This is a genomic window from Actinomadura sp. CNU-125 (genome assembly GCF_001942465.1).
Taxonomy (GTDB): Bacteria; Actinomycetota; Actinomycetes; order Streptosporangiales; family Streptosporangiaceae; genus Spirillospora.
In genome coordinates this window covers 1-26,166 of record NZ_MKJY01000580.1, presented here as the reverse complement: position 1 = coordinate 26,166, position 26,166 = coordinate 1, and the positions used below count along the sequence as shown (strand labels likewise).

Sequence of the window (26,166 nt, the reverse complement as noted above, 5' to 3'; positions counted from 1 at the left end):
ATGACGACCGGACGTGTCGTCGTCGACAGGGACGCGTGCATCGGCGCCGGGATGTGCCTGGTCTTCGCGCCGGGCACGTTCGCCCACGACGAGGAGAGCACGGCGATCGTCGTCGACCAGCGGGGTGACCCGCGGGACGCCGTCGATACCGCGGTGGAAGGGTGCCCCACCGGGGCGCTGAGCAGGGCGACGGACGGAGCGACGGCGTGAGCGGGATGCTGGACGGGAAGAGCGCCGTGGTCACCGGCGCCGGATCGGGCGTGGGCCGCGCCACGGCGCTGCGGTTCGCCGAGGAGGGCGCGCGCGTGGTGTGCGCCGACATCAGCCCGGAGCGGGTCGAGGAGACGGCCGCGCTCGTCGCGAAGGCGGGCGGCACCGCCGTCGCCGTCCGCGCCGACGTGTCGGTGGAGGACGACGTCGTCGCGATGCTGGACGCGGCGGTCGCGGACTTCGGGCGGCTGGACATCGTGTTCAACAACGCCGGGATCCCCACGCCACGGCTGGGCGCCAAGCTGGAAGACCACTCGGTCGACGACTTCGAGCGGCTGATCGGGGTCAACCTGCGCGGCGTCTTCCTCGGATCCAAGCACGCCGTGCTCCGCTTCAAGGCGCAGGGCGGCGGCGGGGTCGTCCTCAACACCGGTTCCGTGGCGGGTCTCGTCGGCTGGGGCGGGTCGGTGTACGGCGCCACCAAGGGCGGCGTGCACCAGCTCACCCGGGCCGTCGCGGTCGAGGGCGCGCCGTTCGGGATCCGGGCGAACGCGATCTGCCCGGCGGGGATGCCCTACACCAAGTTCATGGCGGCCGGCGGTCTCGGCGACGAGTCCGGGCCGGACGAGGAGATGGTGCGGCAGACCGGCGCCCAGCATCCGCTCGGAAAGCCGATCACCGCCGAGGACTGCGCCGAGGCCGCGGTCTACCTGGTGTCGGACCGGGCCGCCAACGTCACCGGCGTCCTGCTCCCCGTCGACGCGGGTACGTGGCGAAGTGAGGAAGCATGACTGAGACGCAGGCGCTGGACCGCGAGCGGATCCGCGAGCTGTTCGACCTCCGCAGCAGCTACAACCAGCGGATGGGCGGCGACTTCACCGCCGACCCGTACCCGGTCTGGCACGAGCTGCGCGAGAGCGGGCCGGTGCACGAGGGCACCGTCCACGAGCTCACCGGATACCCCGGGTCGGCCTTCTTCCAGGGGCTGCCCGAACCCGACCGGCCGCACTTCTCGGCGTTCGGCCACGCCGCCCTGGACACCGCCTACCGCAACCCGGAGGTGTTCGCCTCCTCCCCGGACGAGGTCGACCCCACCGGCGCCACGAACGTGTCCAACAGCATGCTGTCGATGGCGGGCGAGCAGCACCGCCGCTACCGCGCGCTGGTGCAGCCGTCGTTCGTCCCGGCCAAGGCCCGCTGGTGGATCACCAACTGGATCGAGCGGACGGTCCACGAGCTGATCGACGGCTTCGCCGCGGACGGACGCGCGGAACTGAACGTCGACTTCTGCGCGGCCATCCCGCTGCTGACGATCACCGGCAGCTTCGGGATGCCCCCGGAACAGGCGCTCGAAGTCCGCGAGTCGCTGCACGACCCGATGAAGATCGTCCAGATGCTGGAGCCGATCGTCGCGGCCCGCCGGGAGGCGCCGCAGGACGACCTGATCAGCGTGCTCGTCGAGGCCGAACTCAAGGAGGAGGACGGCGGCACCCATCGCCTGTCCGACCCCGAGATCTACTCGTTCGCGTTGCTGCTGCTGCTCGCGGGATCGGGCACGACCTGGAAGCAGATGGGCATCACGATCACCGCACTGCTGCAACGTCCGGAACTGCTGCGGCGGGTCAAGGATGACCGGGCGCTGCTCCGCCCCGCGACCGAGGAAGCGCTGCGGTGGATGCCCACCGACCCGATGTTCTCCCGGTACGTGACGCGGGACGTCGACTTCCACGGCGCACGCCTGCCCGCCGGGGCGGTGCTGCACCTGTGCCTGGGCGCCGCGAACCGCGACCCGTCCCGCTGGGAACGCCCCGACGAGTTCGACGTCGCCCGCTCGATGCGCGCGTCGTTCGCGTTCGGCGGCGGCCCGCACATCTGCCTCGGCATGCACGTCGCGCGTGCCGAGATCGCCACCGGAATCGGGGCGCTGCTCGACCGGCTGCCGAACCTGCGGCTGGACCCCGGCGCCGAGCCGCCCCGCTACATCGGCATGTACGAACGCGGCGTCACCGAGATACCGGTGCTTTTCGGCCGGTAACACGCTTCGGCCGGTAGCACTTCGGCCAGTGAGGACGGATCCATGAGCGAGAAGGAACCCGGCTACACCGCGCCCGACCTCGGGCTCGTCGGCGCCGAGCACGTCGCGCGCTACCGGGAGACCGGCGGCGAGGTCGGCTACCTGTGGAACGGCGTCCCGACGCTGCTGCTGACCACGACCGGACGCAGGAGCGGGCTGCTCCGCACCTCGGCCATGATCTTCGGCCGCGACGGCGACGACCACCTCGTCGTCGCGTCCATGGGCGGCGCCCCGCGGCATCCGCAGTGGTACCTGAACCTGGAGGCCGAGCCCGGCGCGGAGATCCAGGTGCGGGCGGAGCGGCTGCGGGTGACGGCCCGTACCGCCTCCGCGGACGAGCGTCCCCGGCTCTGGAAGATCATGACGGAGGTGTGGCCCAACTACGACGTGTACCAGTCGCGTACGGAGCGGCGCATCCCGGTCGTGGTCCTGTCTCCGGCGTGAGCGGGAGTAACGTGACGGCCGTGCCCTGGGCCGAACACGCGGCCGACCGCTCACCGATGGTGCAGCGCTGGCGGACGCGCAACATGCGGCAGACGCGGACGGTGGTCGAGGCGGCCGAGCGGCTGATCGCCGAGAAGGGCGGCCAGTGGACGACGCAGGAACTCGCGAAAGAGGCCGGTGTCGCCGTCCAGACCTTCTACCGGCACTTCGGCGGGAAGGACCAGCTGCTCCTGGCCGTCCTCGAGGACATGATCGAGCGGCAGACGGCCGTCTACGAGGCCACGACGAGCGACCTGGCGAACCCGGTGGAGCGCCTGCGCCGGTTCATCGTGTCCGCGCTGGAGAGCGTGGGGGGCGGGAGCGGGAGCGCGGCGGCGCGGTTCATCACCGCCGAGCACTGGCGGCTGCTCCAGCTCTTCCCCGAAGAGGTGTCGCGCGCCACCCGTCCGTTCGTCGACATGGTCGCGCGCGAACTCGACGCGGCGCGGCGGGCGGAGCTGCTCGACCCGGTCGACGTCGAACATGACGCCGAGTTCCTCTCGAAGCTGGTCATGTCCGTTTTCCATCACTACGCGTTCGTGCCGACGGGGGAGACCGCCGAGGCGATCGCCGCACGCCTCTGGAAGTTCTGCCTGACCGGCATCGGGGGCCGCGCGGACGCCACCGGCGGAACCTGCGCCGCGCCGGCGGCCCGCCGCCGGGCCGAACGGGCCGCCGCGCGACGCCTTCGTCCCTGCGGCGCCGCCGCCGAAGCGTCGCCGGGACGTGCTCGTCCCTGGTGCGGAGCCGTCCGCTCGACCTCGATCCGACTTCGACGCCGATTTCGTTGTCCGTCCCCCGGGCGTGTTCCTCGCCGGTCCATGCCCGCCGAGCCCCGGCAAACCGAGCATCGAGCCGCCGCTGGAGGCCGCTGATGGAAGACCAGAAGAGTCACGGCCGGCGGATCGCCGAGCTGGCCGCCGCGCGACCGGACGAGCGGGCGCTGTGCTTCAGCCTGCTCGACGGCACGGAACCGGCGTTCACCTGGCGCGAGCTGCACGAGCGGTCGAGCAAGTCGGCGGCGCGCTCGCCGCCCGGGGCGCGGGCACCGGGGACCGGCTCGCGCTGAGCCTGCGCAACACCCCCGAGTTCGTCCTGAGCGCGCTCGCCGCCTGGAAGCTAGGAGCGGTCCCGATCCCGGTGCGGTGGGACCTGCCGGACTGGGAGCTGTCGCGGGTGCGCGAGGTGATCGACCCGAAGATCCACCTGGGCCCGTCCGACGTCCCCTGGATCGCGGCCACCGCCGCCGACCCGGTGCCCGACCTGCCCGACGCGGTGTCGCCGCAGGTCTTCGGCATCTGCAGCAGCGGATCGACGGGCACCCCCAAGGTGATCGTCACCGAGCGCCCCGCGCTCTTCGACGAGCGGCGCGCGACCCCGTTCGCGCAGGCGTGGCAGCCGGTCCCGCGGCCCGAGACGATCCTCGTGCTCGCCCCGATGTACCACACCAACGGCTTCTCCACCCTGACGAACCTGCTGGGCGGCGACCGGCTCCTGATCATGGAGAAGTTCGACGCGGCGCGCGTGGTGGACCTCATCGAACGGCACCGGGTGTCGACGTTCACCTCGACGCCCACCATGCTGCAGCGGATCGCGAACCTGCCGGACATCGACCGGCGCGACCTGTCGAGCATCGAGTGGTTCATGCAGGGGGCGGCGCCGATGCCGCCGTCGCTGGTGCACCGGTGGGCCGGCCTGGTCGGGGCCGAGCGCGTCTTCATGGCCTACGGCATGACCGAGGGCTTCGGCCTCACCGCGTTGCGGGGCGACGAGTGGCTCGCGCACGAGGGCAGCGTCGGCCGCGGCTTCCAGGGCACCGAACTCCGCATTCTGGACGACGCCGGGAAGGAGCTTCCGCCGGGAGAGATCGGCACCGTCTACCTGAAGTCGGCGGTCCTCGGCGGCGCGTACACCTACCTCGGGACGTCCGAGCGCGCGGCGGCCACCGCGGACGGGTTCCAGACGGCGGGGGACATGGGCTACCTCGACGAGGAGGGCTACCTGTACCTGAAGGACCGTGCCGTCGACCTGATCATCACCGGCGGCGCGAACGTGTTCCCCGCCGAGGTGGAGACCGCGCTCATCGACCATCCGAAGATCGCCGACGTGGTGGTGCTCGGGCTGCGCGACCCCGAGTGGGGACGGCGCGTCCACGCGGTCATCGAACCGGCGGACCACGCCGCGCCGCCCTCGGCCGACGAGGTGATCGCGTTCGCGAAGGGACGGCTGGCCGGCTACAAGGTGCCGAAGACGGTCGAGATCGTGGACGCCGTTCCGCGCAGCGCCGCGACCAAGGTCAGCCGCGGCGCCATGGTCAAGGCCCGCGGCGGCTGACCCGGGGAGCGAGCGCGCACGCGGGGGCGAGGCGGCGGCGTAACCACGTGATGTACGTCTATCTATCGAAGTGATGGACTTCGACGGCGAGCGATCGGAGCTGCGGATGAGACTCGCGCTGCACATCGACGACTACTCGGGCTTCGGTGCGCCGGGTGAGCTGGGTCCCGTGCTGGCGCGGGTCGCGGAGACGGCCGAGGCCGCGGGGTTCGCGCGGCTGAGCGTGCCCGATCGCCTGTGGCCCGCCGGGGACGCTTCGGCGCCGATGCCGGAGTCGTACACGACGCTGGGATTCGTCGCGGCCCGTACGCGGACGATCGAGTTGCAGACGCTGGTGACGGCGGCGACGTACCGTCCCCCGGGGCTGCTGGCGAAGACCGTCTCGACGCTGGACGCGCTGTCGGGCGGGCGTGCGTGGCTGGGGATCGGCCCGGGGCGGAACGGGCGGGAGGCGGCGGGGCTGGGACTGCCGTTCGGACCCGCCGGGGAACGCTTCGACCGGCTGGAGGAGACCGTCCAGATCTGCCGGCAGATGTGGAGCGTCAACCGCGATCCGTTCGTCGGGGAGTACTACCGGCTGGGGAGCACGTTCGACTCGCCGCGGCCGGTGAGCCGCCCCAGGCCGCGGATCCTGATCGGCGGGGACGAGGAGGAGGCGCTGCGCCTGGCCGCCGTCTACGCCGACGCGTTCAACGTCCGGACGGGCCGGGACGCGCGGCACCGGATCGACCGCCTCCGCGCGCACTGCGCGGAGGCCGGCCGGGATCCCGACGCCGTCGAGACGACCGGAGTGCTGCCGCACCCCGCCGACGGCCGGGGCGATGCCGAGCGGCTGCTGAAGGAACTGTGGCGGCTGAACGAGTCGGGCTTCGGCACCGTCTACCTCATCGTCCCCGAGGCCGCGGCGCTCACGCCGCTGGAGACGATCGGAGCGAAGGTCATCTCGGAGATCGCCGCCTGGTGACGCACCCGCGCGCCGCGTCCGGCCTCGACGACCGGGCGGCCTTCCGGCGTGCCCGACGTCCGAACATGACAAAGTCATCGCTTCGGCTTACTATTGATTTTGACGTCGGGATCAATAGTGCTGCGCGAACCGGCACTACGACCGGCGGCGTGCGCGGCGGCTACTACGCTGACGGCTGCAGCCGGGACGGTTCCGGCCGGCTCGTGTTCGCCTCCCGCGAGGTGAGGATGATGACGCCGCGAACGCAGGATCGAGCAGGTGACGAATGACCACGGACAACGCCCGGGCCGCGCGGACCCCACGCGCCGAGGCGGGCGCGCCGGCGGGCGGCGGGCCGGACCGCAAGTCGGCCGGGGGCGCTGAGGCGCGCTCCGCCAAGGGGCGGCGCACCCGGCTGCGGCTGCTCGACGCCGGGAAGGCGGTCTTCGAGCGGGACGGCTTCCTCAAGGCGAAGATCTCCGACATCGCCGCCGAGGCGGGCATGTCGCACGGCTCCTTCTACCACTACTTCGACTCCAAGGAGCAGATCTTCCGGGAGGTCGCGGCCCGGGTCGAGGACCGGCTGCTGGACGTCGACGAGCTCGAACGCGCGGAGGGCGACTCCCGCGACCCCGTCGCGCGGATCCGCGCCGCCAACCTGTGGTACCTGGACGCGTACCGCCGCGAGGCCGAGATCATGCGGGTGATCGAGGAGGTCAGCCGCTACGACGACGAGGTCCGCGCCGCCCGGGTGAAGCGCGACAAGGCGCTGGCGGACCGGATCGAGTCGGCGATCACCCGGTTGCAGGCGCAGGGCCGGGCCGACGGCCGCGTCGACGGACGGTACGCCGCGATGGCGCTCGGCGGCATGGTCGCGCGTTTCGCCGAGCAGATGTTCGTCGCGGGCGGCGCGTTCGAGTTCGACGAATCCGTCGAGCAGCTGACGCTGCTGTGGGCGAACTCGATCGGCCTCGTCCCGGCGCACCCCGAGGACTGAACGCCCCACGGCGCCCCGGCGGGGCCGACGCGTGCAAATAAAGTTCGATAGATTTATAAATATATGGTATCGTCGTCCGCTGCGAGGCACACCGATCTCGGGACTGAGAGGTAGAGCCAATGCCGACGCGTGAACTGCCGTATCCGGTCTTCGACGCGGACAACCACCTGTACGAGACCGAGGACGCCTTCACCAAGTACCTGCCGAAGGAGTACCGGCGGGCGATCGAGTACGTGCAGGTCCGGGGCCGGACGAAGATCGCGATCCGGGGTCAGATCAGCGAGTACATCCCGAACCCGACGTTCGAGGTCGTGGCCCGTCCGGGCGCGCAGGAGGAGTACTTCCGCAACGGCAACCCCGAGGGCAAGTCGTACCGGGAGCTGGTCGGGGACCCGATCCGGTCGGTTCCGGGGTTCCGGGAGCCGGCCCCGCGCCTGGAGTTGATGGACGAGCAGGGCGTGCAGCGCACGCTGATGTTCCCGACGCTGGCGAGCCTGCTGGAAGAGCGGATGCGCGACGACCCGGAGCTGACGCACGTGGTCGTGCACGCGCTGAACCAGTGGATGGACGAGGTCTGGTCGTTCAACTACAAGGACCGGATCTTCACCACGCCGGTGATCACGCTTCCGATCGTGGAGAAGGCGGTCGAGGAGCTGGAGTGGGCGCTGGAGCGCGGGGCGCGGGCCGTCCTGATCCGTCCGGCTCCGGCGCACGGGTTCCGCGGCCCCCGGTCGTTCGCGCTGCCGGAGTTCGACCCGTTCTGGAAGCGGGTGCAGGACAGCGGCGTGCTGGTGGCGTTCCACTCGTCCGACAGCGGTTACGAGCGGTACTCGGGCGACTGGGAGGGGGCGCAGCGGGAGTACCTGCCGTTCCAGCCGCAGCCGTTCCGCCACATCGGGCAGTGGCGCGCGATCGAGGACGCGATGGCGTCGCTGATCTGCCATGGCTGCCTGTCGCGGTTCCCGGAGTTGAAGATCGCGACGATCGAGACGGGCTCGTCGTGGGTGGGGCCGCTGATCGAGAAGCTGGCCGACATCCACAAGAAGATGCCGCAGGGGTTCCAGGAGGACCCGGTGGAGCAGATGCGGCGCCTGATCCACGTCAGCCCGTTCATCGAGGACGACATGTCCGCGCTGGCCGACCTGCTGGGGATCGACCGGGTGCTGTTCGGCTCGGACTATCCCCACCCCGAGGGCAAGGCCGACCCGGTCACCTACGTCGACGACCTGGCCGCCCTCGCCGAGGCCGACAAGGCCAAGATCATGGGCGGCAACCTCTCCCGGCTGATGTCGGTGTGAGGCCTGCACCGGCGCGAGGGCCCGCCGCGCGACGCCCGGCGGGCCCGCCCTTCTTCCGGCCCGGTCTCAGCCCGGCGGCCGCAGCCCCGCCTTCAGCAGCTTCCCGCTCGGATTCCGCGGCAGGTCCTCGGTGGTGAAACGGACCGCGACCGGGATCTTGAAGGCGGCGAGCCGCCCGGACAGGTGGGCGCGCAGCGCCTCGGCGTCCGCCGTCCGTCCCGGCCGGAGCCGCACCACCGCGCAGACCTCCTCGCCCAGCGTGGGGTGCGGACGGCCGACCACGGCCGCCTCGGCGACGCCGGGATGGTCCTCGATCGCCGCCTCCACCTCCGCGCAGTAGACGTTCTCGCCGCCGCGGATGACGACGTCCTTGAGCCGTCCGACGAGGTAGAGGTAGCCCGCGTCGTCCTGCACGACCTGGTCGCCGGTGCGGAACCAGCCGTCCCGGAACGACTCCGCCGACTCGCGCGGCCGGCCGTGATACCCCAACGCCACCTGGGCGCCGCGGATCCACAGCTCTCCCGGGCCGCCCGGCGGGACGGGCGCGCCGTCCGGATCGCACACGCGGACCTCGACCGTCGGCAGCGGACGGCCGATGCTCGTGGGGCGTTCGACGAGGTCGGCGCCGCCGATCGACACGACCGCCGACGTCGTCTCGGTCAGGCCGTAGGCCGTACCGGGACCGACCCGCCCGCCGAGCAGCGCGCGGATGCCCCGGATCTGGCTCGCCGGGGCCTGCGAGCCGCCCGACCCGAGCGCGATCAGGCTGGACAGGTCGAGGTCCGAGCCGTCGATCGCGTCGATCAGCCCGCGGATGACGGTCGGCGGGCCCGTGACGTCCTGCACGCGCTCGGCGGCGATGAGCCGCACCGCCTCGGCGGCGTCGAACCGGTACATCGAGACGATGCAGCGTCCGGCGTGGACGTTGGAGGTGAGCGCGGTGAGCCCGGCGATGTGGAACAGCGGGAAGGTGAGCAGCGTCGCGGGCGGACCGGCCGGACGGCCGCCGCCCGCGAGGTTCGCGCGCGCCGCCGACCGCAGCCGCATGCTCAGCACCGTGCAGCCGTGGCTGAGGTGCGTCGAGACGACGCCCTTCGGCCGGCCGGTCGTCCCCGACGTGTACATGATCGTCGCGATGTCGTCCGGCCGCCGCGCGGCCTCCGGCACCGCCACCGGGCCGTCGCCGCGCACCAGGTCCGCGAACGGCACGACCCCCTCGCGGGCCGGTGCGCGCATGCCGACGAGCCCGCGCAGCCGTCCGGTCGTGCCCGGGAGTCCGGCCAGCCGGTCGAGGCGCTCGGCGTCGGCCACGACGAGCGCCGGGGCGCAGTCGTCCAGCAGGACCTCCAGCTCCGGCGCGGTCAGCCACGCGTTCAGCGGGACGGCGACGCCGCCGAGGAGCTGCACCGCCCAGAACGCCAGGCACCACTCGGGGTAGTTGCGGCCCGCGATCGCCACCCGGTCGCCGGGGCCGACGCCGAACCGCCGGGCGAGCCCGTCCGCCGCCCGGACGGCCTGGTCCCACTGCTCGGCGTAGGTCCACCGCTCGTCCCCGTAGACGAGCGCGTCGCGGTCCCCGAACGCCTTGGTCGCCAGGAACAGGTCGCGCAGCGTCGCGGGTGCGTCCGCGAACACCTGCGCCGGGCGCCCGTCGTGCACGCCCCACGTGACCGGGAACGGGCCGCCCGGCGCCGTCAGCCTGTCCATCTCCGCCGCCATCGGCCCCGGCGCCTTCGACCGGGCGGCCTCCGCCGCGCTCACCCGGCCGCCGGGGGAGCGGCGGCCGCGACCGAATCACAGCGCCCGTTCGCGGCGCGATCCGCCGCCAGAGCTTCCAAAACCAACATCCCGCCAATCTAGACACAAGCGTCCACGAAAAGGATCACCGACGGGCCCGGAGGCATACGGGAGGCGATGGTTTGTTCACCGCCGCGAAGGCGCCCGCGAACGAAGCCCTCGCCTCCGCTGCCCGGTGCGCGCCGGTGATCGCCCGCACCGACCCGGCGCCGGACGTCGCGGCGGTCCTCGGCACCGGTCGAGTTCGAGGGCGTCTGCCCGCTGCCGGAGGCGCGGCACGGCCGGCTCCCGGCCTTGACAGGTGTCGGCGATGTCGCTCATATTGATTTCGACGTCAGAGTCGAATTGAACTGCCGGGGCGAGCGTTCACCGGTCCGGGGCGTGGACGGCGGAGAAGGGAGACGGGCGTGGGGTGGTTCGAGGAGCGGGCCGGACTCGACGGCACGGTCGCGCTGATCACCGGCGGCGCGGGCGGCCTGGGCGAGGGCATCGCCCTGGACCTGGCCGCCAACGGAGTCCGCGTGGCGGTGCTCGACATCGACGAGGCCGCGGCCGACCGGCTGCGCGCGACGCTCGACGGGCACGGCCGGGCGGCGATCGTCCACCACGGCGACGCCCGCGACGCCGACGCCCTCGCGGCGCTGTTCGCCGCGGTGGACGAACGCTGGGGACGGCTCGACACGCTCGTCAACGTGGTCGGGGGGACGTTCCGCGCGCCGTTCACCGACACGACCCCCAAGGGCTGGAACGCGATCATCCGCGCGAACCTGCTGCACGTCCTGCACGCCTGCTCCCTGGCCGTCCCGCGCATGAAGGCGGGGGACGGGGGCGGGAGCATCGTCAACATCACGACGATCGAGGCGCACCGGGCCGCGCCCGGTTTCGCCGTCTACACGGCCGCGAAGGCCGCCGTGGAACAGTTCGCCCGGACGCTCGCGGTCGAGGTCGCCCCCGACGGCATCCGCGTCAACAACATCGCGCCCGACTACACGCCGACCCCGAACCTCGCGAAGGCGGGAGGCGGCGGCGACGGTCCCATGTCCGATCCGGCCGGTGTGCGGATCGCCATCCCGATGGGACGCGCCGGAGAGATCCGCGACATCGCGGGGTGCGCGGTCTTCCTCGCCTCGGCGCTGTCGTCGTACGTCACCGGCACCACCCTCCACCCCGACGGCGGCACGTTCGCGTCGTCCGGCTGGTTCAACTGGCCCGACACCGGCTGGGCGAACCACGTTCCGGCGGGGGTCCTGCCTTCGGCCCCGCCCGGCGCGCGACCGTGAACGACGAGCGCGGGGACACCGCGGTGAGCGTCGGCACCGGCCGGAAACCCGCGCGGCATCTCCTCGGCGAACTCGGCTTCGCCACCGGGTCTGTCGGCGAGGAACTGCACGGCACGGCCTCGATCACCCCGGAGATGCACGTTCCGGGCGTCCCGTTCCTGCGGACGTCCATCCTGGCGACCTGGGCCGACATGATGGCCGGCCTGCTGGCGACCCGGGTGACCGCCCCGGGCGTGCCGGTCACGCTCGAACTCGACGTGCACCTGTACCGTCCGGCCCCGGCCGCCGGGACGGTGCGGGGCGTCGCCGCGACGATCAAGGCGGGCCGTTCGGTGTTCGTCGCGGGCGTCCGGTTCACCACCGGCGACGGTGAACCGCTCGCGATCGCGAACGGCTCGTTCATGGTGGCGCGCGATCCCGCGCTGCGGCTGCCGGCCTCGGTGAGCACCGACCTCCCGGCACAGCGGGAGCGGCTGGCCGAGCCGCTCGCCGACCGCGCGGGATGCGAGCGCCGCGGCCCCGGCACGGCCGTCCTGCCCCGCACCGAGGACGGCCTGAACGCCTCCGGCACCGTCAACGGCGGGCTCATCGCCCTGGTCGCGGAGGAGGCGGCGCTGTCGCTGGCGCCCGGCGGCACCCTGTGCTCCATGGCGCTGCGGTACCTGCAGCCCGCGCGCGTCGGGCCCGTCGTCGCCACCGCGGACCTGGACCGCGGCCTCGGGCAGGTGGAGCTGCGCGACTCCGGGAACGGCGACCGCCTCACCGGCATCGCCACCGTCAGGACGGCCCGCGGCTGACGGCGGACGCAGCCCCCGGCCGGGCGCGGCGCGTTACGAGCCGGAGCCGGTCGCGGACTCCGCCGCCTCGGTGGCCTCCGCGTCGCCGTCGCCGTCCGCGGCCCGGGCGTCCAGCCGGGCCTGCTCGCGTTCGGCGCGCACGAGGTCGCGGTGACCGGTCGCGAGCACGGCGATGCCGAGGACGATCGCGCCCGCTCCGACGGCGAAGGGGACGTGGACGTTGAAGTGTTCGGCCATCTTGCCCGCCGCGAAGGGGGCGAGGCCGCCGCCGATGAAACGGACGAACCCGTAGGCGGCCGAGGCGACGGGGCGCTCGACCGGTGCGACCATCATGACCGCCTGCGTGGTCACGGTGTTGTTCACGCCGATGAAGACGCCCGCGACGATCGTCGCGACGATGAGCGTGGCGCGGGAGTCCACGAAGATCGCGATGATCAGCACGTCGATCGCGAACAGGGCGAGGTTGCAGTAGAGGGTGCGGGCCAGGCCGAGCCTGCGCTGCAGCCAGGGCGCGCCGAACACCGAGAAGACCGCGACGAGCAGGCCCCAGCCGGTGAAGACCAGCCCGAGCCGCATCGCGCTCAGGTCCATCGGGAAGGGCGCGTACCCGAGGACGGTGAAGAAGCCCCAGTTGTAGCAGAGCGCGGTGAGGCTCATCACCAGCAGGCCGCGGTGCCGCAGCGCCTTGACGGGGTCGGCGACGGAGGTCTTGCGCGCGGGTTTCGGCTGTGGTTCGACGAGGACGATCGTGGCGATCAGCGCGACGGCCATGAGCGCGGCGACGCCGTAGAAGGGGCCGCGCCAGCTGATGTCGCCGAGCAGCCCGCCCAGCAGCGGTCCGACCGCGATGCCGAGGCCGAGCGCCGACTCGTAGGCGATGATCGCGCCGCCCAGCCCGCCGCGGGCCGACGACACGATGACGGCCAGGGACGTCGCGATGAACAGCGCGTTGCCGAGGCCCCATCCGGCGCGGAACCCGATGATGCCCGAGATGCTGCCGGACGTCCCGGCGAGCGCGCTGAACACCACGATCAGGATCAGCCCGGCGATGAGGGTGCGCTTGGCGCCGATGCGGCTGGACACTCAGCCGGTGACCAGCATCGCGACGGCCGTCACGACCAGGTAGCTGGTGAACAGCAGGGTGACCTGGCTGGGGGAGGCGTTCAGGTCTTCGGAGATCGCGGGCAGGATCGGGTCGACCAGGCCGATGCCCATGAACGACACGACGCAGGCGAACGCGACGGCCCAGACGGCCTTCGGCTGACGGAACGGGCTCTGCGCGCCCGCGGACGGTTGCTTCATTCGTTGTCTCCACTGGCGGGGGGCGGGGTGTCGTCGAGGCCGGCGGCGGCGAGCCGGGCCAGGGCCGGCAGGGCCGCGGCGATCGCGTCCCGGTCCGGTGCGGGCAGCCCGGCAAGCAGCGTCAGCGAGCGCATCAGCGAGTACAGCCGCCCGAGGCCCGCCGCCGGCTCCGGCTCGTCGAGCCGGGACGGCACATCCATGGACCGTTTTATATCGGCCCCTTATATAAGCTGTCTATAGGTTCGCTTGGCTAAGTTTCTGCACGATGTCGCGGGCCGGGGACCGGGTCGACCGCTGCGTACGCGGGCCAAGTTTGCAGACGCTGCATGTTTGCGTACTATGCAAAAGTGCAGGGGGAGAAGAGCGCCGCCGAGGGCGGGCTGCGGGAGCGCAAGAAGCGGGCCACGCGTGCCGCTCTCGTGGACGCCGCGGTGCGGCTGGCGGCGGAGCACGGCGCGGAGAGCGTCACCGTCGAGGCGATCAGCGAGGCGGCGGGGGTGTCCCCGCGCACGTTCTTCAACTACTTCGCCTCCCGCGACGACGTCTTCGTCATGGTCGGCGCGGAGTCGAGCGCCGGAGTCCGGCGGGCGGTGCTCGAAGCGCCGTCCGAGCTGTCCCCGCTCGAGGCGCTGCGCACGGCCATGGCGGGGGAACTGGCGGAGATCGCCGAGCAGAACGACCTGTGGAGCCTGCACGCCGAGGTGCTGCGCGGCTCGCCGCACCTGCTCGTCCGCAGCCTCGGCGTGCACATGGCCGACGAGGCCGAGCTGGCCGACGTGCTCGCCGAGCGGATCGGCGCCCGCCCGTCCGCCGGGTCCGCCGGGGCCGTCGGGTCCGTCGGGTCCGCCGGGTCCGCCGGGTCCGCCGAAGGGCCGGGCCTGTACCCGAGGCTGCTCGCCGCCGTCGGGTCCACGGCCGTCCGGGTCGCCGTCGAGTACTGGTGCGCCCGGCAGGACGAACTCGCCTTCACCGACGTCTTCCACGAGGTGTTCGAGCACCTCGCCGCCGGTCTGCCCAGGCCCCCCGAACGTTCCTGAACCGCCCGCCGGACCCGGACGCCGCCGCGCGTCCCGTCCCGGCGCCGACCAGCGCCCGTGCACGTCCGAATCACCAGAACCCCGAAAGAGATCTCGTGAACGCAGCAACGGCGCCCGAAGAGGCGTCACCCGCCGCCATGTCCCAGCGGCAGATACTCCAGGCGATGTCCGGGCTGATGGCGGGCATGTTCGTCGCCATCCTGGCCGGGACGGTGGTCGCCAACGCGCTGCCCCGGATCATCGCGGACCTGGGCGCGAGCCAGTCGTCCTACACCTGGGTCGTCACCGCCGAGCTGCTGGCCATGACGGCCACGGTGCCGCTGTGGGGCAAGCTGGCCGACCTCTACAACCAGAAGCTCCTGCTCCAGCTCTCGCTGGGCATGTTCGTGGTCGGCTCGCTGCTGGCGGGCTTCTCCCACGACGTCGGGCTGCTGATCTTCAGCCGGGTGGCGCAGGGCATCGGCGCGGGCGGTCTGACCGCCCTCGCGCAGGTCGTGATGGCGGCGATCATCCCGCCCCGCCGGCTGGGCAAGTACGCGGGGATCTTCGGCGCCGTGTTCGCCGTCGGCACCGTGGCGGGGCCGCTGATCGGCGGCGTCCTGGTGGACACCTCGTGGCTCGGCTGGCGCTGGTGCTTCTTCATCGGCGTGCCGTTCGCGCTGCTGGCGATCCTGCTGCTGCAGCGCACGCTGAAGCTGCCGACCGTCCGCCGCGAAGTGAAGATCGACTTCCTCGGCGCGTTCCTGCTCGTCGCGGGCGTCTGCACGCTGCTCATCTGGGTCTCGCTCGCCGGCGTCGAGTTCGACTGGGCCTCCTGGCAGACCGCCGCCCTCACCGTCGGGGGCGTGGTACTGCTGGCCGCCGCCGTGTTCGTCGAGTCGCGGGTCGCCGAGCCGATCATCCCCCTGGACATCTTCCGCAACCGCACCGTGACACTGACGACCCTCGCCAGCCTCCTGGTCGGTCTGGCCATGTTCGGCGGAACCGTCTTCCTGTCGCAGTACTTCCAGGTTTCCCTGGGCAAGTCCGCGACGGTCGCGGGCCTGATGAGCCTGCCCATGATCCTCGGCCTGCTGGTCTCCTCCACGGTCGCGGGGCAGCTCATCAGCGCCACGGGCAAGTGGAAGATCTACCTCATCGTCGGCGCCGTCTTCATGACCGTGGGTCTCGGACTGCTGTCCACGATCGGTTCCGACACTTCCTTCGCCCTGCTCAGCGTCTACATGGCGGCCCTGGGCATCGGCGTCGGCCTGCTGATGCAGAACCTGGTCCTGGCCGCGCAGAACGACGTGCCCGCGGCCGAGCTGGGCGCGGCGACCTCGGTGCTGTCGTTCTTCCGCAGCATGGGCGGCACCATCGGCACCAGCGTGCTCGGCGCGATCCTGGCCAACCGCGTCGCCGCCGAGATGACCAAGAGCCTCGCGGGGACGGGCGCCCCCGGCGGCGGGGGCGGCGGCCACGGCGGCGTCCCCGACATGACGACCCTGCCCGCGCCGATGCGGGCCGTCGTGGAGCACGCCTACGGCGTCGCCACCGCGGACCTCTTCCTCGTCGCCACGCCCTTCGCGCTGCTCGTCCTGCTCATCGTCCCGTTCATCAAGGAGAAGCCGCTGAAGACGACAAGCGGCATGGAACGGCTCGCCGAGGAGTCCGGCGACGCGGACGGCCGGGCCGCGGACACCGTCGCGAAGACCCGCGCCGACTGACGGGGCAGAACCGGCGGGCCCCGGGCGCCCGCCGGTTTCCGATCTCCTTGAGGGTCGGTGTCCGAAATGATTCCACGATCAGGGATCCTGCGAATCAGTTCCTGCTGGTAGGGAGATTCTCAGACCCTGGAAGTGAGATTCTGGTCAATATCGCCGGACCTGGGAGTGGGTGTAGTCGCAGCTAGATCGGATATCTGTGTGCTGCTCTTGACGTGCGAACATATGTAGCTTACAGTCGTCCAAGTCTCAGTGACGAGACGAAAACCGGTGGAATCGCAATCCCGCCGGCGTCACCATGTGCGCATGACTTGAAATGCCTTTAGCTCGCTATCCGTGCATGGATGCGAGCTAAAGGCATTCTGTTTTCACGGCGTTTTTTGAAGGTTTCCTGACTCGGTAACGGCTCCACCGCTCCCGACCCTGACACCGTCTCTCCCTTCCCGCCGGGTGCGGGTGAGACGACCCCCGCTCGACGCGGATGCCAGAGAATGTTCCCTATCGCAAGGAGAGCTCGCGGTGTCCCTGTCTCTGTCAATACCGCCGCCGGAAGCGTTCACGTGGATCCCCGATTTCCAACGCGGGCTCGGCGACCTGCTGAGGCCCCACGTCGAATCCGTGACCGACGAGATCGCCGAAGAGGTCCGCGGGCACGTCCCCGCCGACGTCCGGCCCGTGGCCGGTCGTTCCGGGTGTGAGCTGATCAGGATGATCGGCGGCACCGTCCGGGCGTTCGTCGACTCGGTGGACGACCCCGCGCACGACCCGGCGCCGCTCGACGGCGCCTACCGGCTGCTCGGCTCCCGCGAGGCCCGCCGCGGCCGCGGGCTCGACGGACTGGAGGCCGCGCTCCGGCTCGGCGGCCAGATCGCCTGCCGGCGGCTCATCCGCCAGGCCCACGGACTCGACTGGCCGCGCGACGTCCTCGCGACGCTCACCGAACGGCTGTTCCAGTTCGTCGACCGGCTCGTCGACAGCGCCGCCGAAGGCCACGCCGCCGCCCGGCAGGATCTGACGACCGAACGCGAGCGGCGGCGCGGGACGCTGCGCGACGCGCTCGTCACCGATCCGCCCGCCAGCGGCGAGGCCATCGCCGAGCTGGCCCGGGCCGCCGGGTGGGCCGTCCCCGAGACCATCTGCGTGATCGTGCCGCACGCGACGGGCGCGGCGGGCGTCACACGCCGCCTCGTGCCGCCGACCGTCCTGGCGGACTGGTCCGGCGACCTGCCGTACCTGATCGTGCCCGACCCCGCGGGCCCCGGCCAGGACACGCTCCTGGCCGACCTCGTGAAGCACCATCCGGGCGCGGTCGGGCCCGCCGTCCCGCTGAGATCCGGCGCGGTCTCGATGCGCTGGGCGCGCCGCGCCGCCGCGCTGATCCGGCAGGGGGCGCTGCCCGGGACGGGCGCCGTGCGCTGCGTCGACCACCTCCCGACGCTGACCGCGCACGCCGGCCGCGAGCTCGTCGACGCCACGGTCGCGCACTATCTGGGCCCCCTTCTGGAGCAGCCCTCCCCGCGCCGGGAAATGCTCGCGGAAACGCTGCTGTGCTACCTCAACAACGCCGACAACGCGGTCACGACCGCGGAGGAACTGCATCTGCACGCCCAGACCGTGCGGTATCGGGTGCGCGTCATCCAGGACTTGTTCGGCGGTGAACTGCCCGGCCCCCGGACCAGGCTCGCCACGATGATCGCCCTCAACGCTCTTTTACGTCTGCCCGGAATCGCGGCACCCGGCGGAAAGGGTCAGGAACGCGGCGGCTCCGCTCCCCGCTGGCCATAGCCGGTGATGTACGCGGTGATGTCGCGGCCCACCACTTCGGCGAAACCGCGCTCCCCGTACTCGCCCGCGGCCCAGTGCCGGGTGCCGGTTTCCAGGAGCGACTGCGCGACGCGCGCCACGTGCAGCACGTCCATGCCGGGCGGGACCTTGCCGTCGGACCGGGCGCGCTCCAGCAGTTCGAGGAAGAGGAACCTCGTCGCATGGTGCTCGGGGGCGCGTCCTTCCGCGAGCTCCCGGTGCTCCGCCCGGTAGCCCTCCAGGGCGGTCTGGACGATCAGGTCCGCGGGCGTGCGCCGCATCGTCCGTTCGAGCGCGGAAAGCACCGCGGCGATCACCTCGAACAGGTCGTAGGGCTCGGCGACCAGCTCGCGCCACTTCTGCCGCGCGTCCCTCGTGGACAGGAACCCCGCCTCCAGGAGGGCGTCCTCCTTGCGCGGGAAATAGAAGTAGAACAGCGCCTTGGAGACCGCCGCGGCCCGGCAGATGTCGGCCACGGTGGTCTCGGCGAACCCCTTGGTGCGCCACAGCGCGATCGCCGCCCGCAGCAGCGCCTGCTTGGTCTCGCGCGAGCGGGCCTGCGCCAGGTTCGTCCGCCGCTGACCCTGGTCAGCATTCCGGTCGGCCGCTTCGTTCTCCCTCATGCCCGCAATGTTATTGGAAGTGGTGCTCGCCAGAATGTTGACCGTGGTCAGCATCGCTGCCTAGGGTGATGCGACGCCCGCACCGGGCGCGCCGGGTCAGGGAGGCAACCGTGGAAACCGCATCCGACCGTCCCATCCGCGTGGTGCAGTGGACGACCGGCAACGTCGGGCGCCAGTCCCTCGCGGCCGTCGCGGAGCGCCCCGGCCTCGAACTCGTCGGCCTGTACTGCCACGGCGCCGAGAAGGCGGGGAAGGACGCCGGTGAACTCGCCGGGCTCGGCCGCCCGCTCGGCGTCCGCGCGACCGACGACGTCGAAGCGATCATCGCGCTCGCGCCGGACTGCGTCCTGTACATGCCGCTGCATCCCGACGTCGAGCACCTGGAGCGGCTGCTGCGGGCCGGGATCAACGTCCTCACCACCGCCTCGTTCCTCACCGGGCGCGCCTACGGCCGCGCCGCTCGGGACGCCCTGGAGGACGCCGCCCGCGCGGGCGGCGCGAGCCTGTTCGGCAGCGGCGTCAACCCCGGCTACGCCGACCAGCTCGCCGCGGTCGCCTCCGGCGTCTGCCGGCGGGTCGACCACGTCACGGTGTTCGAGTCGTTCGACATCGGCATGTGGGCGGGCGACGCGAACCAGGACGGGCTCGGCTGGGGCCGCCCGGCCGGGGACCCCGGCCACGCCGACGACGTCCGCGAGGCCACGGCCCCCTTCGGCGACGCCGTCGAGGCCCTCGCCGAACTCCTCGACGCCGCGCTCGACGACGTCCGCTGCGAGGTCGGGTTCGCGCACGCGACCAAGGACCTCGACCTCCCCGGACGGGAGGTGAAGGCAGGCACCGTCGCCGGGCTGGACGTCCGGTGGATCGGCGCGGCGGGCGGCGCGGACGTCGTCGAGGCGCACGTGCGCTGGACCGTGACCCCCGACCTCGATCCCGCCTGGGACGTCGCGATGGCCTACCTGATCGAGGTCCGCGGCCACCCGCAGGTGAACCTGCGGGTGGAGGTGCTGCCGCAGGACATGACGTCGATGAGCCTGGACGAGATGCTCGCCATCGGCTCGGTCATCACCGCGATGCCCGTGGTCAACGCGATCCCGGCCGTGGTGGCGGCACGTCCCGGCATCGTGACCTACGCGGACCTGCCCACCCAGTCGTCCCGCCACGCGGCCGGGCGCTGAGGAGGGGCCGGGTGGACGACATCGAGGCCCTCAAGCGGCTCAAGGCCCGTTACTGCCGGACCCTGGACACCAAGGACTGGGACGGCATGCGCCCGATCTTCGCCGACGACGCGGTGGTGGACACGACCGGCTCGGGCGGCGGCGTCATCACCGGCGCCGACGCCTTCATGACCTTCCTCCGCGAACACCTCGCCGACCACGTGACCGTGCACCACTGCCACATGCCGGAGATCACCCTCACCTCTCCCTCCACCGCCACCGGGATCTGGGCCATGGAGGACCGAATCCGCTGGGCGGGCGGCGGCGAGCTGATCGGCTTCGGCCACTACCACGAGACCTACGAGAAGACCGGCGGCACCTGGCGGATCAAGACCACGACTCTGACCCGCCTGCGCCTGGACATGACCGAACCGGCCCCCTGACCGCCGGACCCCGCCCCCGGCCGGGCGGGGATCGCACTGCTGCCCTAGGTCCCCCGCCCGCGGGACCTTCGTCCCTGGGACGCCGCCTCCGTTACCGGAAGCCTGATGCGTGTCAGTGGCAGCATGTGGAGGTAGGGCCGTGCCTCATCCGTTCGGGACGCACGTCGGCGTCCGCCGCCTGATCACGGCGGCCGTCGCGGCGCCGTCCGTGCACAACACCCAGCCCTGGCGTTTCCGGCTCGACGGCAGCGAGGTCATGGACCTGCACGCCGACCCGGACCGCCGCCTGGACGTCATCGACCCGCGCGGTCGCGCCCTGCACATCAGCTGCGGGGCCGCGCTGCTCAACCTGCGGCTGGCGATCCGGATGACCGGGCACCGGCCGCTGGTCCGCCCGTTCCCGGACGGGCCGGACGGGCCGGACGGGCCCGGCGGGACCCTGCTGGCGTCCGTGGCGGCGGAACCCGCGCCCATGCCGTCGCTGGAGCAGGCCGAGCTGTACGCGCGGATCCCGCACCGGCGCAGCAACCGGCGCCCGTTCGGCCGGCGCCAGGTGCCGACGCCGGTCCGCTGCGCGCTGGCGGCGGCCGCGCGGGCCGAAGGGGTGCTGCTGCAACTGCCGAGCCCGCAGACGACGGCGTACCTGCTCAGCGTCCTGCGGGCCGCGGACGAGCGGCTGACCGCCGACGCCGGGTACCTCGCCGAGCTGGAGCGCTGGACGTCCCTGCGCGCCCGCGGCGACGGCGTCCCCCGGTACGCCTTCGGCCCCCGCCCGAGCGGCCGCGGCGTGCCCATGCGCGACTTCGGCCTCGCCGGGCCCGAGACCGGCCGCCCGGTCGACGACTTCGCCGCCCGCCCGCAGCTCGGCGTCCTGCTCACCAGCGGCGACGGCCCGCGGGACTGGCTGCGCGCCGGGCAGGCCCTGCAGCGGGTGCTGCTGACCGCCGAACGGCACCGCGTGTCGGCGTCGCTGCTGTCGCAGCCCATGGACATGTGCGTCGGGACGCGCACCGGCACGACCGGGCACATCCAGGCGATCGTCCGGCTGGGATACGGGCCGCCGGTCCCCGGCGCGCCCCGGCGGCCCTACCGCGAAGTCCTGACCCGCACCGCGAGCCCGGCATGAGGACGACCGTCCGCTGCACGGCGCACCTTCGATCTGAGAGGCCGACCATGACCGTCGCCGGTTCACCGCTGTCCGAGCCGCCGCGCATCGTCCAGGGCGGCATGGGCGCGGGCGTGTCGGGATGGCGGCTGGCCCGCGCAGTCGCCCGGACGGGACAGCTCGGCGTGGTGTCCGGGGTGGCGCTGGACGCCCTGCTCGCGCGGGGGCTCCAAGCCGGGGACGAGGGCGGCCACCTGCGGCGCGCGCTCGCCCGCTTCCCGTTGCGGGACGCCGCCGAGCGGATCCTGCGGCGCTACTTCGTCCCCGGCGGCATCGAACCGGGGGAGCGTTTCCGGCCGGTGCCCAAACTCGGCCTGATCCCCAACAGGACACGGGACGAGCTGACCGTCGCCGGGAACTTCGCCGAGGTCTGGCTCGCCAAGGAGGGACACGACGGCCCCGTCGGGATCAACTACCTGGAGAAGATCCAGCTCGCCACCCCGGCGGCCGTCTACGGCGCGATGCTCGCCGGGGTGGACGACGTCCTGATGGGGGCGGGCATTCCCAGCGAGATCCCGGCGCTGCTGGACGCGCTGGCCGCCGGGGTCCCCGGCCGCCTGACGGTGACCGTCGCCGGAGCCGCCGAGGGCCGCGAGCTCACGTTCGACCCGGCGGCGCTCGGCGGCCCCGCCGCGGACGTGCCGCGGCCGCGGTTCCTCGCGATCGTCTCCTCGCCCGTTCTGGCCGTGTACCTGCACCGGACGCCCGCCACCCGCCCGGACGGGTTCGTCCTCGAGACGCCGGTGGCGGGCGGGCACAGCGCGCCGCCGCGCGGGCGCCGAACCTGGACGACCGCGGCGAGCCGATCTACGGGCGGCGCGACCGGATCGACCCGGCGAAGGTCGCCCGACTCGGCCTGCCGTTCTGGCTGGCGGGCGGGTTCGCCCGGCCGGGCGCCCTGGCGGAGGCGCGCGCGGCGGGCGCCGCCGGGATCCAGGCCGGGAGCGTTTTCGCGCTGTGCCGCGAGTCGGGCCTGGACCCGGAGCTGCGGCGACGGATCGTCGCGCGGGCGCTGGACGGCGACCTGCGGGTGCGCAACGACCCCCGCGCGTCACCGGCCGGGTTCCCGTTCAAGGTCGCCGAACTGCCCGGAACGCTCTCCGACGACGAGGTCTACCGGGAGCGGACCAGGCTGTGCGACCTGAGCTACCTGCGCACCCCTTACCTGAAGGAGAACGGCTCGGTCGGCTTCCGCTGCCCCGCCGAACCCGTCGACGCCTACGTCCGCAAGGGCGGGACGATCGAGGACACCGCGGGCCGCCGCTGCCTGTGCAACGCGCTCGTCGCGAACATCGGCCTCGGCCAGCACCGGCCGGACGGCTACGCCGAGCCGCCCATGCCGACCCTCGGCCAGGACCTCGGTTTCCTCCCCGACCTCCTGCGCGCGAACGGCGGCGACTACTCCGCCGCCGACGCCGTCGACTACCTGATGGACGCATGAGGCGGACATGAGACAGATACGAGCACCCCGCCACGACACCGCCGACCGGCCGTTCATCGTCATCTGGGAGGCGACGCGGGCGTGCCCGCTGGCGTGCGTGCACTGCCGCGCCGAGGCCAGACCGGACCGCGACCCGGGCGAGCTCGGCACCGCCGAGGCCCGCGACCTCATGGCGCAGGTCGCCGAGTTCGGCACCCCGCCGCCGCTGTTCGTCATCACCGGCGGCGACCCGTTCCAGCGGCCCGACCTGTTCGACCTGGTGCGGCACGGCACCGCCCTCGGCCTGCCGGTCGCGGTGTCGCCGTCCGGCACGCCCACCCTCACCGAGGCGGGCCTGGCCGGGCTGAAGGACGCGGGCGCGCGCGCCGTCTCGCTCAGCCTGGACGGCTCGGACGCACGCGTCCACGACACCTTCCGCGCCACCCCCGGCGTCTACCGCTGGACCCTGGACGCCTGGCGGGCGGCCCGCGACCTCGGCCTCAAGGTGCAGATCAACACGACCGTCACCGGGCACAACATGACCGACCTGCCGGAGATCGTCCGCGTCGTCCACGAGATGGGCGCGCTCACGTGGAGCGCGTTCCTGCTCGTCCCGACCGGCCGCGGCAAGACGCTGCCCGGGCTCTCCGCGGACCAGGTGGAGGACGTCCTCAACTTCGTCTACGACGCCGGGGCCCACGTTCCCGCGCGGACCACCGAGGCGCACCACTTCCGCCGCGTCGCCGTCCAGCGCGAGATCCTGCGGCGGCACGGGGACGACCACGTGGCGGCGCTGGGCCTGGGACCGCTGTACAAGACCCTGCGGGACCGGCTCACCGAACTCGATCTCCCGGTGCGGCGGGCCCGCCGCCCGCCCATGGACGTCAACTCCGCGCGCGGGTTCGTCTTCGTCTCCCACACGGGCGGCGTCCACCCCAGCGGCTTCCTGCCCGCCTCGGCGGGCGACGTCCGCCGCGACCGCCTCACCGGCGTCTACCGGGACTCGCCGCTGTTCGTCGGCCTCCGCGACCCCGGCAACCTGACCGGACGGTGCGCGCCTGCGAGTTCCGTCCCTGTCGCGGGGCTCGCGCTCGCGCGCCCTGGCGGTGTCCGGGGACCCGTACGGCGAGGACCCCTGGTGCGCCTACGTCCCCGGCACCTTCCCCCACCAGGACGAACTCGCGCCCTACACCCGGGACCTTCGTCCCTAACGCGGCCGCCGCCGCTGCGGCAATGTGGGGCCATGGAGTTCGATCAGAGCGGCCTGGAGATCCTCGACGAGGACGAGTGCCGCGCCCTCCTCGCCCGCGCGGTGATCGGACGGGTCGTCTTCACGCACCAGGCGCTGCCCGCCGTGCAGCCGGTCAACTTCGTCGTCGGCGGCCGCGACATCGTGTTCAAGACGTCCCGGACGTCCAGGCTCGCCACGGCCGCCGCCGACACCGTCGTCGCGTTCGAGATCGACGACTTCGACATCACCGCCCGGACGGGCTGGTCGGTGGTCGTCGTCGGCCGCGCCCGGCGCGTCACCGCCCCCCGCCAGCTCGCCGCGCTGGAGGCGCTGCCGCTGCACAGCTGGGCGCCGGGCACCCGCGACGTCTTCATCCGCATCCGCTCCGACCTCGTCACCGGCCGCCGCATCCGCGGCGCCGGCGCCCCGGCGCCCGACGACGGAAAGCCCCCTCACCACCCGGCGCGGAGCGCCGAATGACGAGGGGGCGTCGTGGCGGACGGCCTCAGGGCGTCCGCTCCCATCCCCTGCGGGGCGGGAGCGCCCCCAGCTGCTCGTCCCGGCTGCGGTACACGATGTAGGGGCGCGTCACGTAGCCGATGGGCGCGGTCAGCATGTGCACCAGCCGGGTGAACGGCCAGATGGAGAACAGCAGGAGCGCGCTGAGGGCGTGCAACTGGAACAGGATCGGGACGCCCGTCATCAGGTCCGGATCGGGCCGCAGGTAGAAGATCGACCGGAACCACGGGGACACCGACTCGCGGTAGTCGTAACCGCCGCCGACGATGTTCGCGACGACGGTGGCGGCCAGGCCGAGCACGATCGTCCCCGCGAGGACCGCGTACATGAGCTTGTCGTTGCGGGTGGTCGCGGAGAACACCGGGCCGACCGTGCGGCGCCGGTAGATCAGGATCGCCAGGCCCGCCAGGGTGCAGACCCCCGCGACGGTCCCGAGCGACACGGCGACGACGTGGTACATGTGCTCGGTGATCCCGGCGGCCTCGGTCCACCCGTTCGGGATCACCAGCCCGCCGACGTGGCCGAACGCCACCATCAGGATGCCGAAGTGGAACAGCGGGCTGCCGATCCGCAGCAGCCGCCGCTCGTAGAGCTGCGACGAGCGCGTCGTCCACCCGAACTTGTCGTACCGGTACCGCCAGACGTGCCCGAGGACGAAGATCGCGATGGCGACGTACGGCAGCGCGACCCACAGCAGGACGCCCCCGACGCCCGCCTGCCCCCCGTCCGGTGCCGCGACGACGGGGGAGTGGACCGGAGAGTGGACGGTCATGAGCGGGCCTCCAGTACGGGATCGGGCAGGAAGACGGGACCCGACCCGATCCCGTACGGGGCGAGGCCGACCTGCTCCTCGGGCGGCCCCTCGGCCGCCAGCCGGGCGACGGCGTCCTCGATGTCGCCGGAGAGCGGCGGGAGCGTCGCCGAGACCGCGTCCAGGACGCCGGTCCACGGCGACCCCGCCTCGGTGAGGGCCAGCCGCAGCAGCTCCACGCCGGCGCGATGCTCCAGTAGCAGCCGCCGGGCCTCCGCGAGGTCCGCGGTCGCGCCGAACTCCAGCACGACCGCGAGGTGGTCCGGCAGCTCCCCGTCCAGGACGAGCCCGGCCGCGTCGTACGCCTGCTTGAACCGCAGCAGCGCCATGCCCCGCTTCCGGGTGTCGCCGCAGGCGAAGTACGTCAGGTAGGGGCAGGAGCGCTTGCGCTGGTCGAACGTCGTCACGAAGTCGGCGGCGAGCGCCTGCGGCGACGTCTCGTCCAGAGTGGCGAGGACCGCGCCCAGGGGCTCGGCGACGGACGCGGGCAGGTTCCGTACGGCCCGGCGCAGCATCGGAAGCCGCGCGAGCAGCCCGTCGTCCGGATAGCCGAGCAGCAGCGACGCCACCTGCCAGGTCGTCGCCGCCTGGATGTCGTTCAGGCCATGCCTGGCGGGGGCCTTCGTCTTCACGGCTTGGGCTCCGTTCCGGGGTCGTCGTCCTCGCGGGGCGGGAACAGCCCGGCGGGCGCGCCCTTGCCGTCCCAGTTGAGGAGGTTGACGCGTTTGTGCTTGTCGGC

28 protein-coding genes are annotated in these 26,166 nt (G+C 72.7%); 21 read left to right on the top strand and 7 right to left on the bottom strand.

Features of this window, described 5'->3' with window-relative positions:
* The 10 genes from BJF79_RS45525 (at position 1) to BJF79_RS45485 (ending at position 8,339) form a co-directional block, all read left to right on the top strand.
* Positions 1 to 210 carry a ferredoxin gene (locus BJF79_RS45525; RefSeq protein ID WP_075906878.1) on the top strand — a complete coding sequence of 70 codons (210 nt, stop codon included), beginning with the start codon at positions 1 to 3 and terminating at the stop codon, positions 208 to 210.
* Positions 211 to 215: 5 nt separating this feature from the next.
* Positions 216 to 1,001: an SDR family NAD(P)-dependent oxidoreductase gene (locus BJF79_RS45520; protein WP_075906892.1), complete on the top strand. Its 786-nt coding sequence runs from the start codon at positions 216 to 218 to the stop codon at positions 999 to 1,001.
* The gene (locus tag BJF79_RS45515; RefSeq protein ID WP_075906877.1) at positions 998 to 2,245 is read left to right on the top strand and encodes a cytochrome P450; all 1,248 of its coding nucleotides are present in this window, start codon (positions 998 to 1,000) and stop codon (positions 2,243 to 2,245) included. The genes BJF79_RS45520 and BJF79_RS45515 overlap by 4 nt, the downstream gene beginning before the upstream one ends.
* Positions 2,246 to 2,287: 42 nt before the next feature.
* On the top strand, positions 2,288 to 2,728 hold the full coding sequence (locus BJF79_RS45510) for a nitroreductase family deazaflavin-dependent oxidoreductase (protein WP_075906876.1): 441 nt from the start codon (positions 2,288 to 2,290) through the stop codon (positions 2,726 to 2,728).
* 20 nt (positions 2,729 to 2,748) lie between these two features.
* The gene (locus tag BJF79_RS45505) at positions 2,749 to 3,642 is read left to right on the top strand and encodes a TetR/AcrR family transcriptional regulator (protein ID WP_262403533.1); all 894 of its coding nucleotides are present in this window, start codon (positions 2,749 to 2,751) and stop codon (positions 3,640 to 3,642) included.
* On the top strand, positions 3,642 to 3,836 hold the full coding sequence (locus tag BJF79_RS64605) for a hypothetical protein (RefSeq protein ID WP_262403537.1): 195 nt from the start codon (positions 3,642 to 3,644) through the stop codon (positions 3,834 to 3,836). The genes BJF79_RS45505 and BJF79_RS64605 overlap by 1 nt, the downstream gene beginning before the upstream one ends.
* Complete coding sequence (locus BJF79_RS45500) at positions 3,752 to 5,101, top strand: class I adenylate-forming enzyme family protein (RefSeq protein WP_262403536.1); 1,350 nt, start codon at positions 3,752 to 3,754, stop codon at positions 5,099 to 5,101. The genes BJF79_RS64605 and BJF79_RS45500 overlap by 85 nt, the downstream gene beginning before the upstream one ends.
* Before the next feature lie 106 nt (positions 5,102 to 5,207).
* Positions 5,208 to 6,065, top strand: coding sequence for an LLM class flavin-dependent oxidoreductase (locus BJF79_RS45495; RefSeq protein ID WP_075906891.1), 858 nt, complete (start codon positions 5,208 to 5,210; stop codon positions 6,063 to 6,065).
* Positions 6,066 to 6,330: 265 nt separating this feature from the next.
* Positions 6,331 to 7,041, top strand: coding sequence for a TetR/AcrR family transcriptional regulator (locus tag BJF79_RS45490; protein WP_083734738.1), 711 nt, complete (start codon positions 6,331 to 6,333; stop codon positions 7,039 to 7,041).
* A 119-nt stretch (positions 7,042 to 7,160) separates the two neighbouring features.
* The gene (locus tag BJF79_RS45485) at positions 7,161 to 8,339 is read left to right on the top strand and encodes an amidohydrolase family protein (protein WP_075906874.1); all 1,179 of its coding nucleotides are present in this window, start codon (positions 7,161 to 7,163) and stop codon (positions 8,337 to 8,339) included.
* Positions 8,340 to 8,405: 66 nt separating this feature from the next.
* Here BJF79_RS45485 and BJF79_RS45480 read toward each other — a convergent pair whose 3' ends face one another.
* Positions 8,406 to 10,046, bottom strand: a complete 1,641-nt coding sequence (locus BJF79_RS45480) for a class I adenylate-forming enzyme family protein (RefSeq protein ID WP_262403532.1) — start codon at positions 10,044 to 10,046, stop codon at positions 8,406 to 8,408.
* 497 nt (positions 10,047 to 10,543) lie between these two features.
* Here BJF79_RS45480 and BJF79_RS45475 point away from each other — a divergent pair, with 497 nt between their 5' ends.
* Both BJF79_RS45475 and BJF79_RS45470 read left to right on the top strand, forming a co-directional pair.
* Positions 10,544 to 11,416: an SDR family NAD(P)-dependent oxidoreductase gene (locus BJF79_RS45475; RefSeq protein ID WP_075906873.1), complete on the top strand. Its 873-nt coding sequence runs from the start codon at positions 10,544 to 10,546 to the stop codon at positions 11,414 to 11,416.
* Positions 11,417 to 11,439: 23 nt separating this feature from the next.
* Complete coding sequence (locus tag BJF79_RS45470) at positions 11,440 to 12,213, top strand: hotdog domain-containing protein (protein ID WP_075906888.1); 774 nt, start codon at positions 11,440 to 11,442, stop codon at positions 12,211 to 12,213.
* Positions 12,214 to 12,246: 33 nt separating this feature from the next.
* Here the strand turns inward: BJF79_RS45470 and BJF79_RS45465 are convergent, their stop codons facing one another.
* Genes BJF79_RS45465 through BJF79_RS45460 form a run of 3 tightly spaced genes read right to left on the bottom strand, consistent with a single transcriptional unit; the run spans position 12,247 to position 13,715 of the window.
* Positions 12,247 to 13,296, bottom strand: a complete 1,050-nt coding sequence (locus BJF79_RS45465; protein ID WP_262403531.1) for an MFS transporter — start codon at positions 13,294 to 13,296, stop codon at positions 12,247 to 12,249.
* On the bottom strand, positions 13,297 to 13,515 hold the full coding sequence (locus BJF79_RS64600; protein WP_262403530.1) for a hypothetical protein: 219 nt from the start codon (positions 13,513 to 13,515) through the stop codon (positions 13,297 to 13,299).
* The gene (locus BJF79_RS45460; protein ID WP_143220949.1) at positions 13,512 to 13,715 is read right to left on the bottom strand and encodes a hypothetical protein; all 204 of its coding nucleotides are present in this window, start codon (positions 13,713 to 13,715) and stop codon (positions 13,512 to 13,514) included. Before BJF79_RS45460 ends, BJF79_RS64600 begins: the two co-directional genes overlap by 4 nt.
* Before the next feature lie 126 nt (positions 13,716 to 13,841).
* Here BJF79_RS45460 and BJF79_RS45455 point away from each other — a divergent pair, with 126 nt between their 5' ends.
* From BJF79_RS45455 to BJF79_RS45445, 3 genes are all read left to right on the top strand, one after another.
* Positions 13,842 to 14,552 carry a TetR family transcriptional regulator gene (locus BJF79_RS45455; RefSeq protein WP_075906871.1) on the top strand — a complete coding sequence of 237 codons (711 nt, stop codon included), beginning with the start codon at positions 13,842 to 13,844 and terminating at the stop codon, positions 14,550 to 14,552.
* A gap of 95 nt (positions 14,553 to 14,647) precedes the next feature.
* Entirely contained in the window at positions 14,648 to 16,258 is a 1,611-nt protein-coding gene (locus BJF79_RS45450; RefSeq protein WP_075906870.1) for an MDR family MFS transporter, read from the top strand.
* 516 nt (positions 16,259 to 16,774) lie between these two features.
* Positions 16,775 to 18,040: a PucR family transcriptional regulator gene (locus BJF79_RS45445; protein WP_075906869.1), complete on the top strand. Its 1,266-nt coding sequence runs from the start codon at positions 16,775 to 16,777 to the stop codon at positions 18,038 to 18,040.
* On the opposite strand, the gene BJF79_RS45440 is transcribed toward BJF79_RS45445, so the two are convergent.
* Positions 18,004 to 18,681: a TetR/AcrR family transcriptional regulator gene (locus tag BJF79_RS45440; protein WP_075906868.1), complete on the bottom strand. Its 678-nt coding sequence runs from the start codon at positions 18,679 to 18,681 to the stop codon at positions 18,004 to 18,006. The genes BJF79_RS45445 and BJF79_RS45440 overlap by 37 nt on opposite strands.
* Positions 18,682 to 18,791: 110 nt before the next feature.
* On the opposite strand from BJF79_RS45440, the gene BJF79_RS45435 reads away from it, so the two are divergent.
* The 6 genes from BJF79_RS45435 (at position 18,792) to BJF79_RS66225 (ending at position 24,577) form a co-directional block, all read left to right on the top strand.
* Positions 18,792 to 19,859 carry a hypothetical protein gene (locus BJF79_RS45435; protein ID WP_262403529.1) on the top strand — a complete coding sequence of 356 codons (1,068 nt, stop codon included), beginning with the start codon at positions 18,792 to 18,794 and terminating at the stop codon, positions 19,857 to 19,859.
* An 11-nt stretch (positions 19,860 to 19,870) separates the two neighbouring features.
* The gene (locus tag BJF79_RS45430) at positions 19,871 to 20,281 is read left to right on the top strand and encodes a nuclear transport factor 2 family protein (RefSeq protein ID WP_075906867.1); all 411 of its coding nucleotides are present in this window, start codon (positions 19,871 to 19,873) and stop codon (positions 20,279 to 20,281) included.
* A 139-nt stretch (positions 20,282 to 20,420) separates the two neighbouring features.
* Complete coding sequence (locus BJF79_RS45425; RefSeq protein ID WP_075906866.1) at positions 20,421 to 21,407, top strand: Acg family FMN-binding oxidoreductase; 987 nt, start codon at positions 20,421 to 20,423, stop codon at positions 21,405 to 21,407.
* A 47-nt stretch (positions 21,408 to 21,454) separates the two neighbouring features.
* A complete protein-coding gene (locus tag BJF79_RS45420) occupies positions 21,455 to 22,591 on the top strand; it encodes a hypothetical protein (protein ID WP_262403528.1) in 1,137 nt (378 codons plus the stop codon).
* Positions 22,477 to 22,887: a hypothetical protein gene (locus tag BJF79_RS64595; protein ID WP_262403527.1), complete on the top strand. Its 411-nt coding sequence runs from the start codon at positions 22,477 to 22,479 to the stop codon at positions 22,885 to 22,887. Before BJF79_RS45420 ends, BJF79_RS64595 begins: the two co-directional genes overlap by 115 nt.
* Before the next feature lie 7 nt (positions 22,888 to 22,894).
* Positions 22,895 to 24,577, top strand: coding sequence for a TIGR04053 family radical SAM/SPASM domain-containing protein (locus BJF79_RS66225; protein WP_316043572.1), 1,683 nt, complete (start codon positions 22,895 to 22,897; stop codon positions 24,575 to 24,577).
* 25 nt (positions 24,578 to 24,602) lie between these two features.
* On the opposite strand, the gene narI is transcribed toward BJF79_RS66225, so the two are convergent.
* Together narI and narJ are read right to left on the bottom strand one after the other, a co-directional pair.
* On the bottom strand, positions 24,603 to 25,388 hold the full coding sequence (gene narI, locus BJF79_RS45405; RefSeq protein WP_083734735.1) for a respiratory nitrate reductase subunit gamma: 786 nt from the start codon (positions 25,386 to 25,388) through the stop codon (positions 24,603 to 24,605).
* Complete coding sequence (gene narJ, locus BJF79_RS45400; RefSeq protein ID WP_075906864.1) at positions 25,385 to 26,059, bottom strand: nitrate reductase molybdenum cofactor assembly chaperone; 675 nt, start codon at positions 26,057 to 26,059, stop codon at positions 25,385 to 25,387. The genes narI and narJ overlap by 4 nt, the downstream gene beginning before the upstream one ends.
* Positions 26,060 to 26,166: the final 107 nt, after the last annotated feature.

Bases quoted from the DNA above. Each gene is read 5' to 3' on its own strand.
- BJF79_RS45525 (WP_075906878.1), top strand. From the start codon at position 1: ATGACGACCGGACGTGTCGTCGTCGACAGGGACGCGTGCATCGGCGCC.
- BJF79_RS45520 (WP_075906892.1), top strand. From the start codon at position 216: ATGCTGGACGGGAAGAGCGCCGTGGTCACCGGCGCCGGATCGGGCGTG.
- BJF79_RS45515 (WP_075906877.1), top strand. From the start codon at position 998: ATGACTGAGACGCAGGCGCTGGACCGCGAGCGGATCCGCGAGCTGTTC.
- BJF79_RS45510 (WP_075906876.1), top strand. From the start codon at position 2,288: ATGAGCGAGAAGGAACCCGGCTACACCGCGCCCGACCTCGGGCTCGTC.
- BJF79_RS64605 (WP_262403537.1), top strand. From the start codon at position 3,642: ATGGAAGACCAGAAGAGTCACGGCCGGCGGATCGCCGAGCTGGCCGCC.
- BJF79_RS45495 (WP_075906891.1), top strand. From the start codon at position 5,208: ATGAGACTCGCGCTGCACATCGACGACTACTCGGGCTTCGGTGCGCCG.
- BJF79_RS45490 (WP_083734738.1), top strand. From the start codon at position 6,331: ATGACCACGGACAACGCCCGGGCCGCGCGGACCCCACGCGCCGAGGCG.
- BJF79_RS45485 (WP_075906874.1), top strand. From the start codon at position 7,161: ATGCCGACGCGTGAACTGCCGTATCCGGTCTTCGACGCGGACAACCAC.
- BJF79_RS45480 (WP_262403532.1), bottom strand. From the start codon at position 10,046: ATGGACAGGCTGACGGCGCCGGGCGGCCCGTTCCCGGTCACGTGGGGC.
- BJF79_RS64600 (WP_262403530.1), bottom strand. From the start codon at position 13,515: ATGAAGCAACCGTCCGCGGGCGCGCAGAGCCCGTTCCGTCAGCCGAAG.
- BJF79_RS45460 (WP_143220949.1), bottom strand. From the start codon at position 13,715: ATGGATGTGCCGTCCCGGCTCGACGAGCCGGAGCCGGCGGCGGGCCTC.
- BJF79_RS45455 (WP_075906871.1), top strand. From the start codon at position 13,842: ATGTTTGCGTACTATGCAAAAGTGCAGGGGGAGAAGAGCGCCGCCGAG.
- BJF79_RS45440 (WP_075906868.1), bottom strand. From the start codon at position 18,681: ATGAGGGAGAACGAAGCGGCCGACCGGAATGCTGACCAGGGTCAGCGG.
- BJF79_RS45420 (WP_262403528.1), top strand. From the start codon at position 21,455: ATGACCGTCGCCGGTTCACCGCTGTCCGAGCCGCCGCGCATCGTCCAG.
- BJF79_RS66225 (WP_316043572.1), top strand. From the start codon at position 22,895: ATGAGACAGATACGAGCACCCCGCCACGACACCGCCGACCGGCCGTTC.
- narI (WP_083734735.1), bottom strand. From the start codon at position 25,388: ATGACCGTCCACTCTCCGGTCCACTCCCCCGTCGTCGCGGCACCGGAC.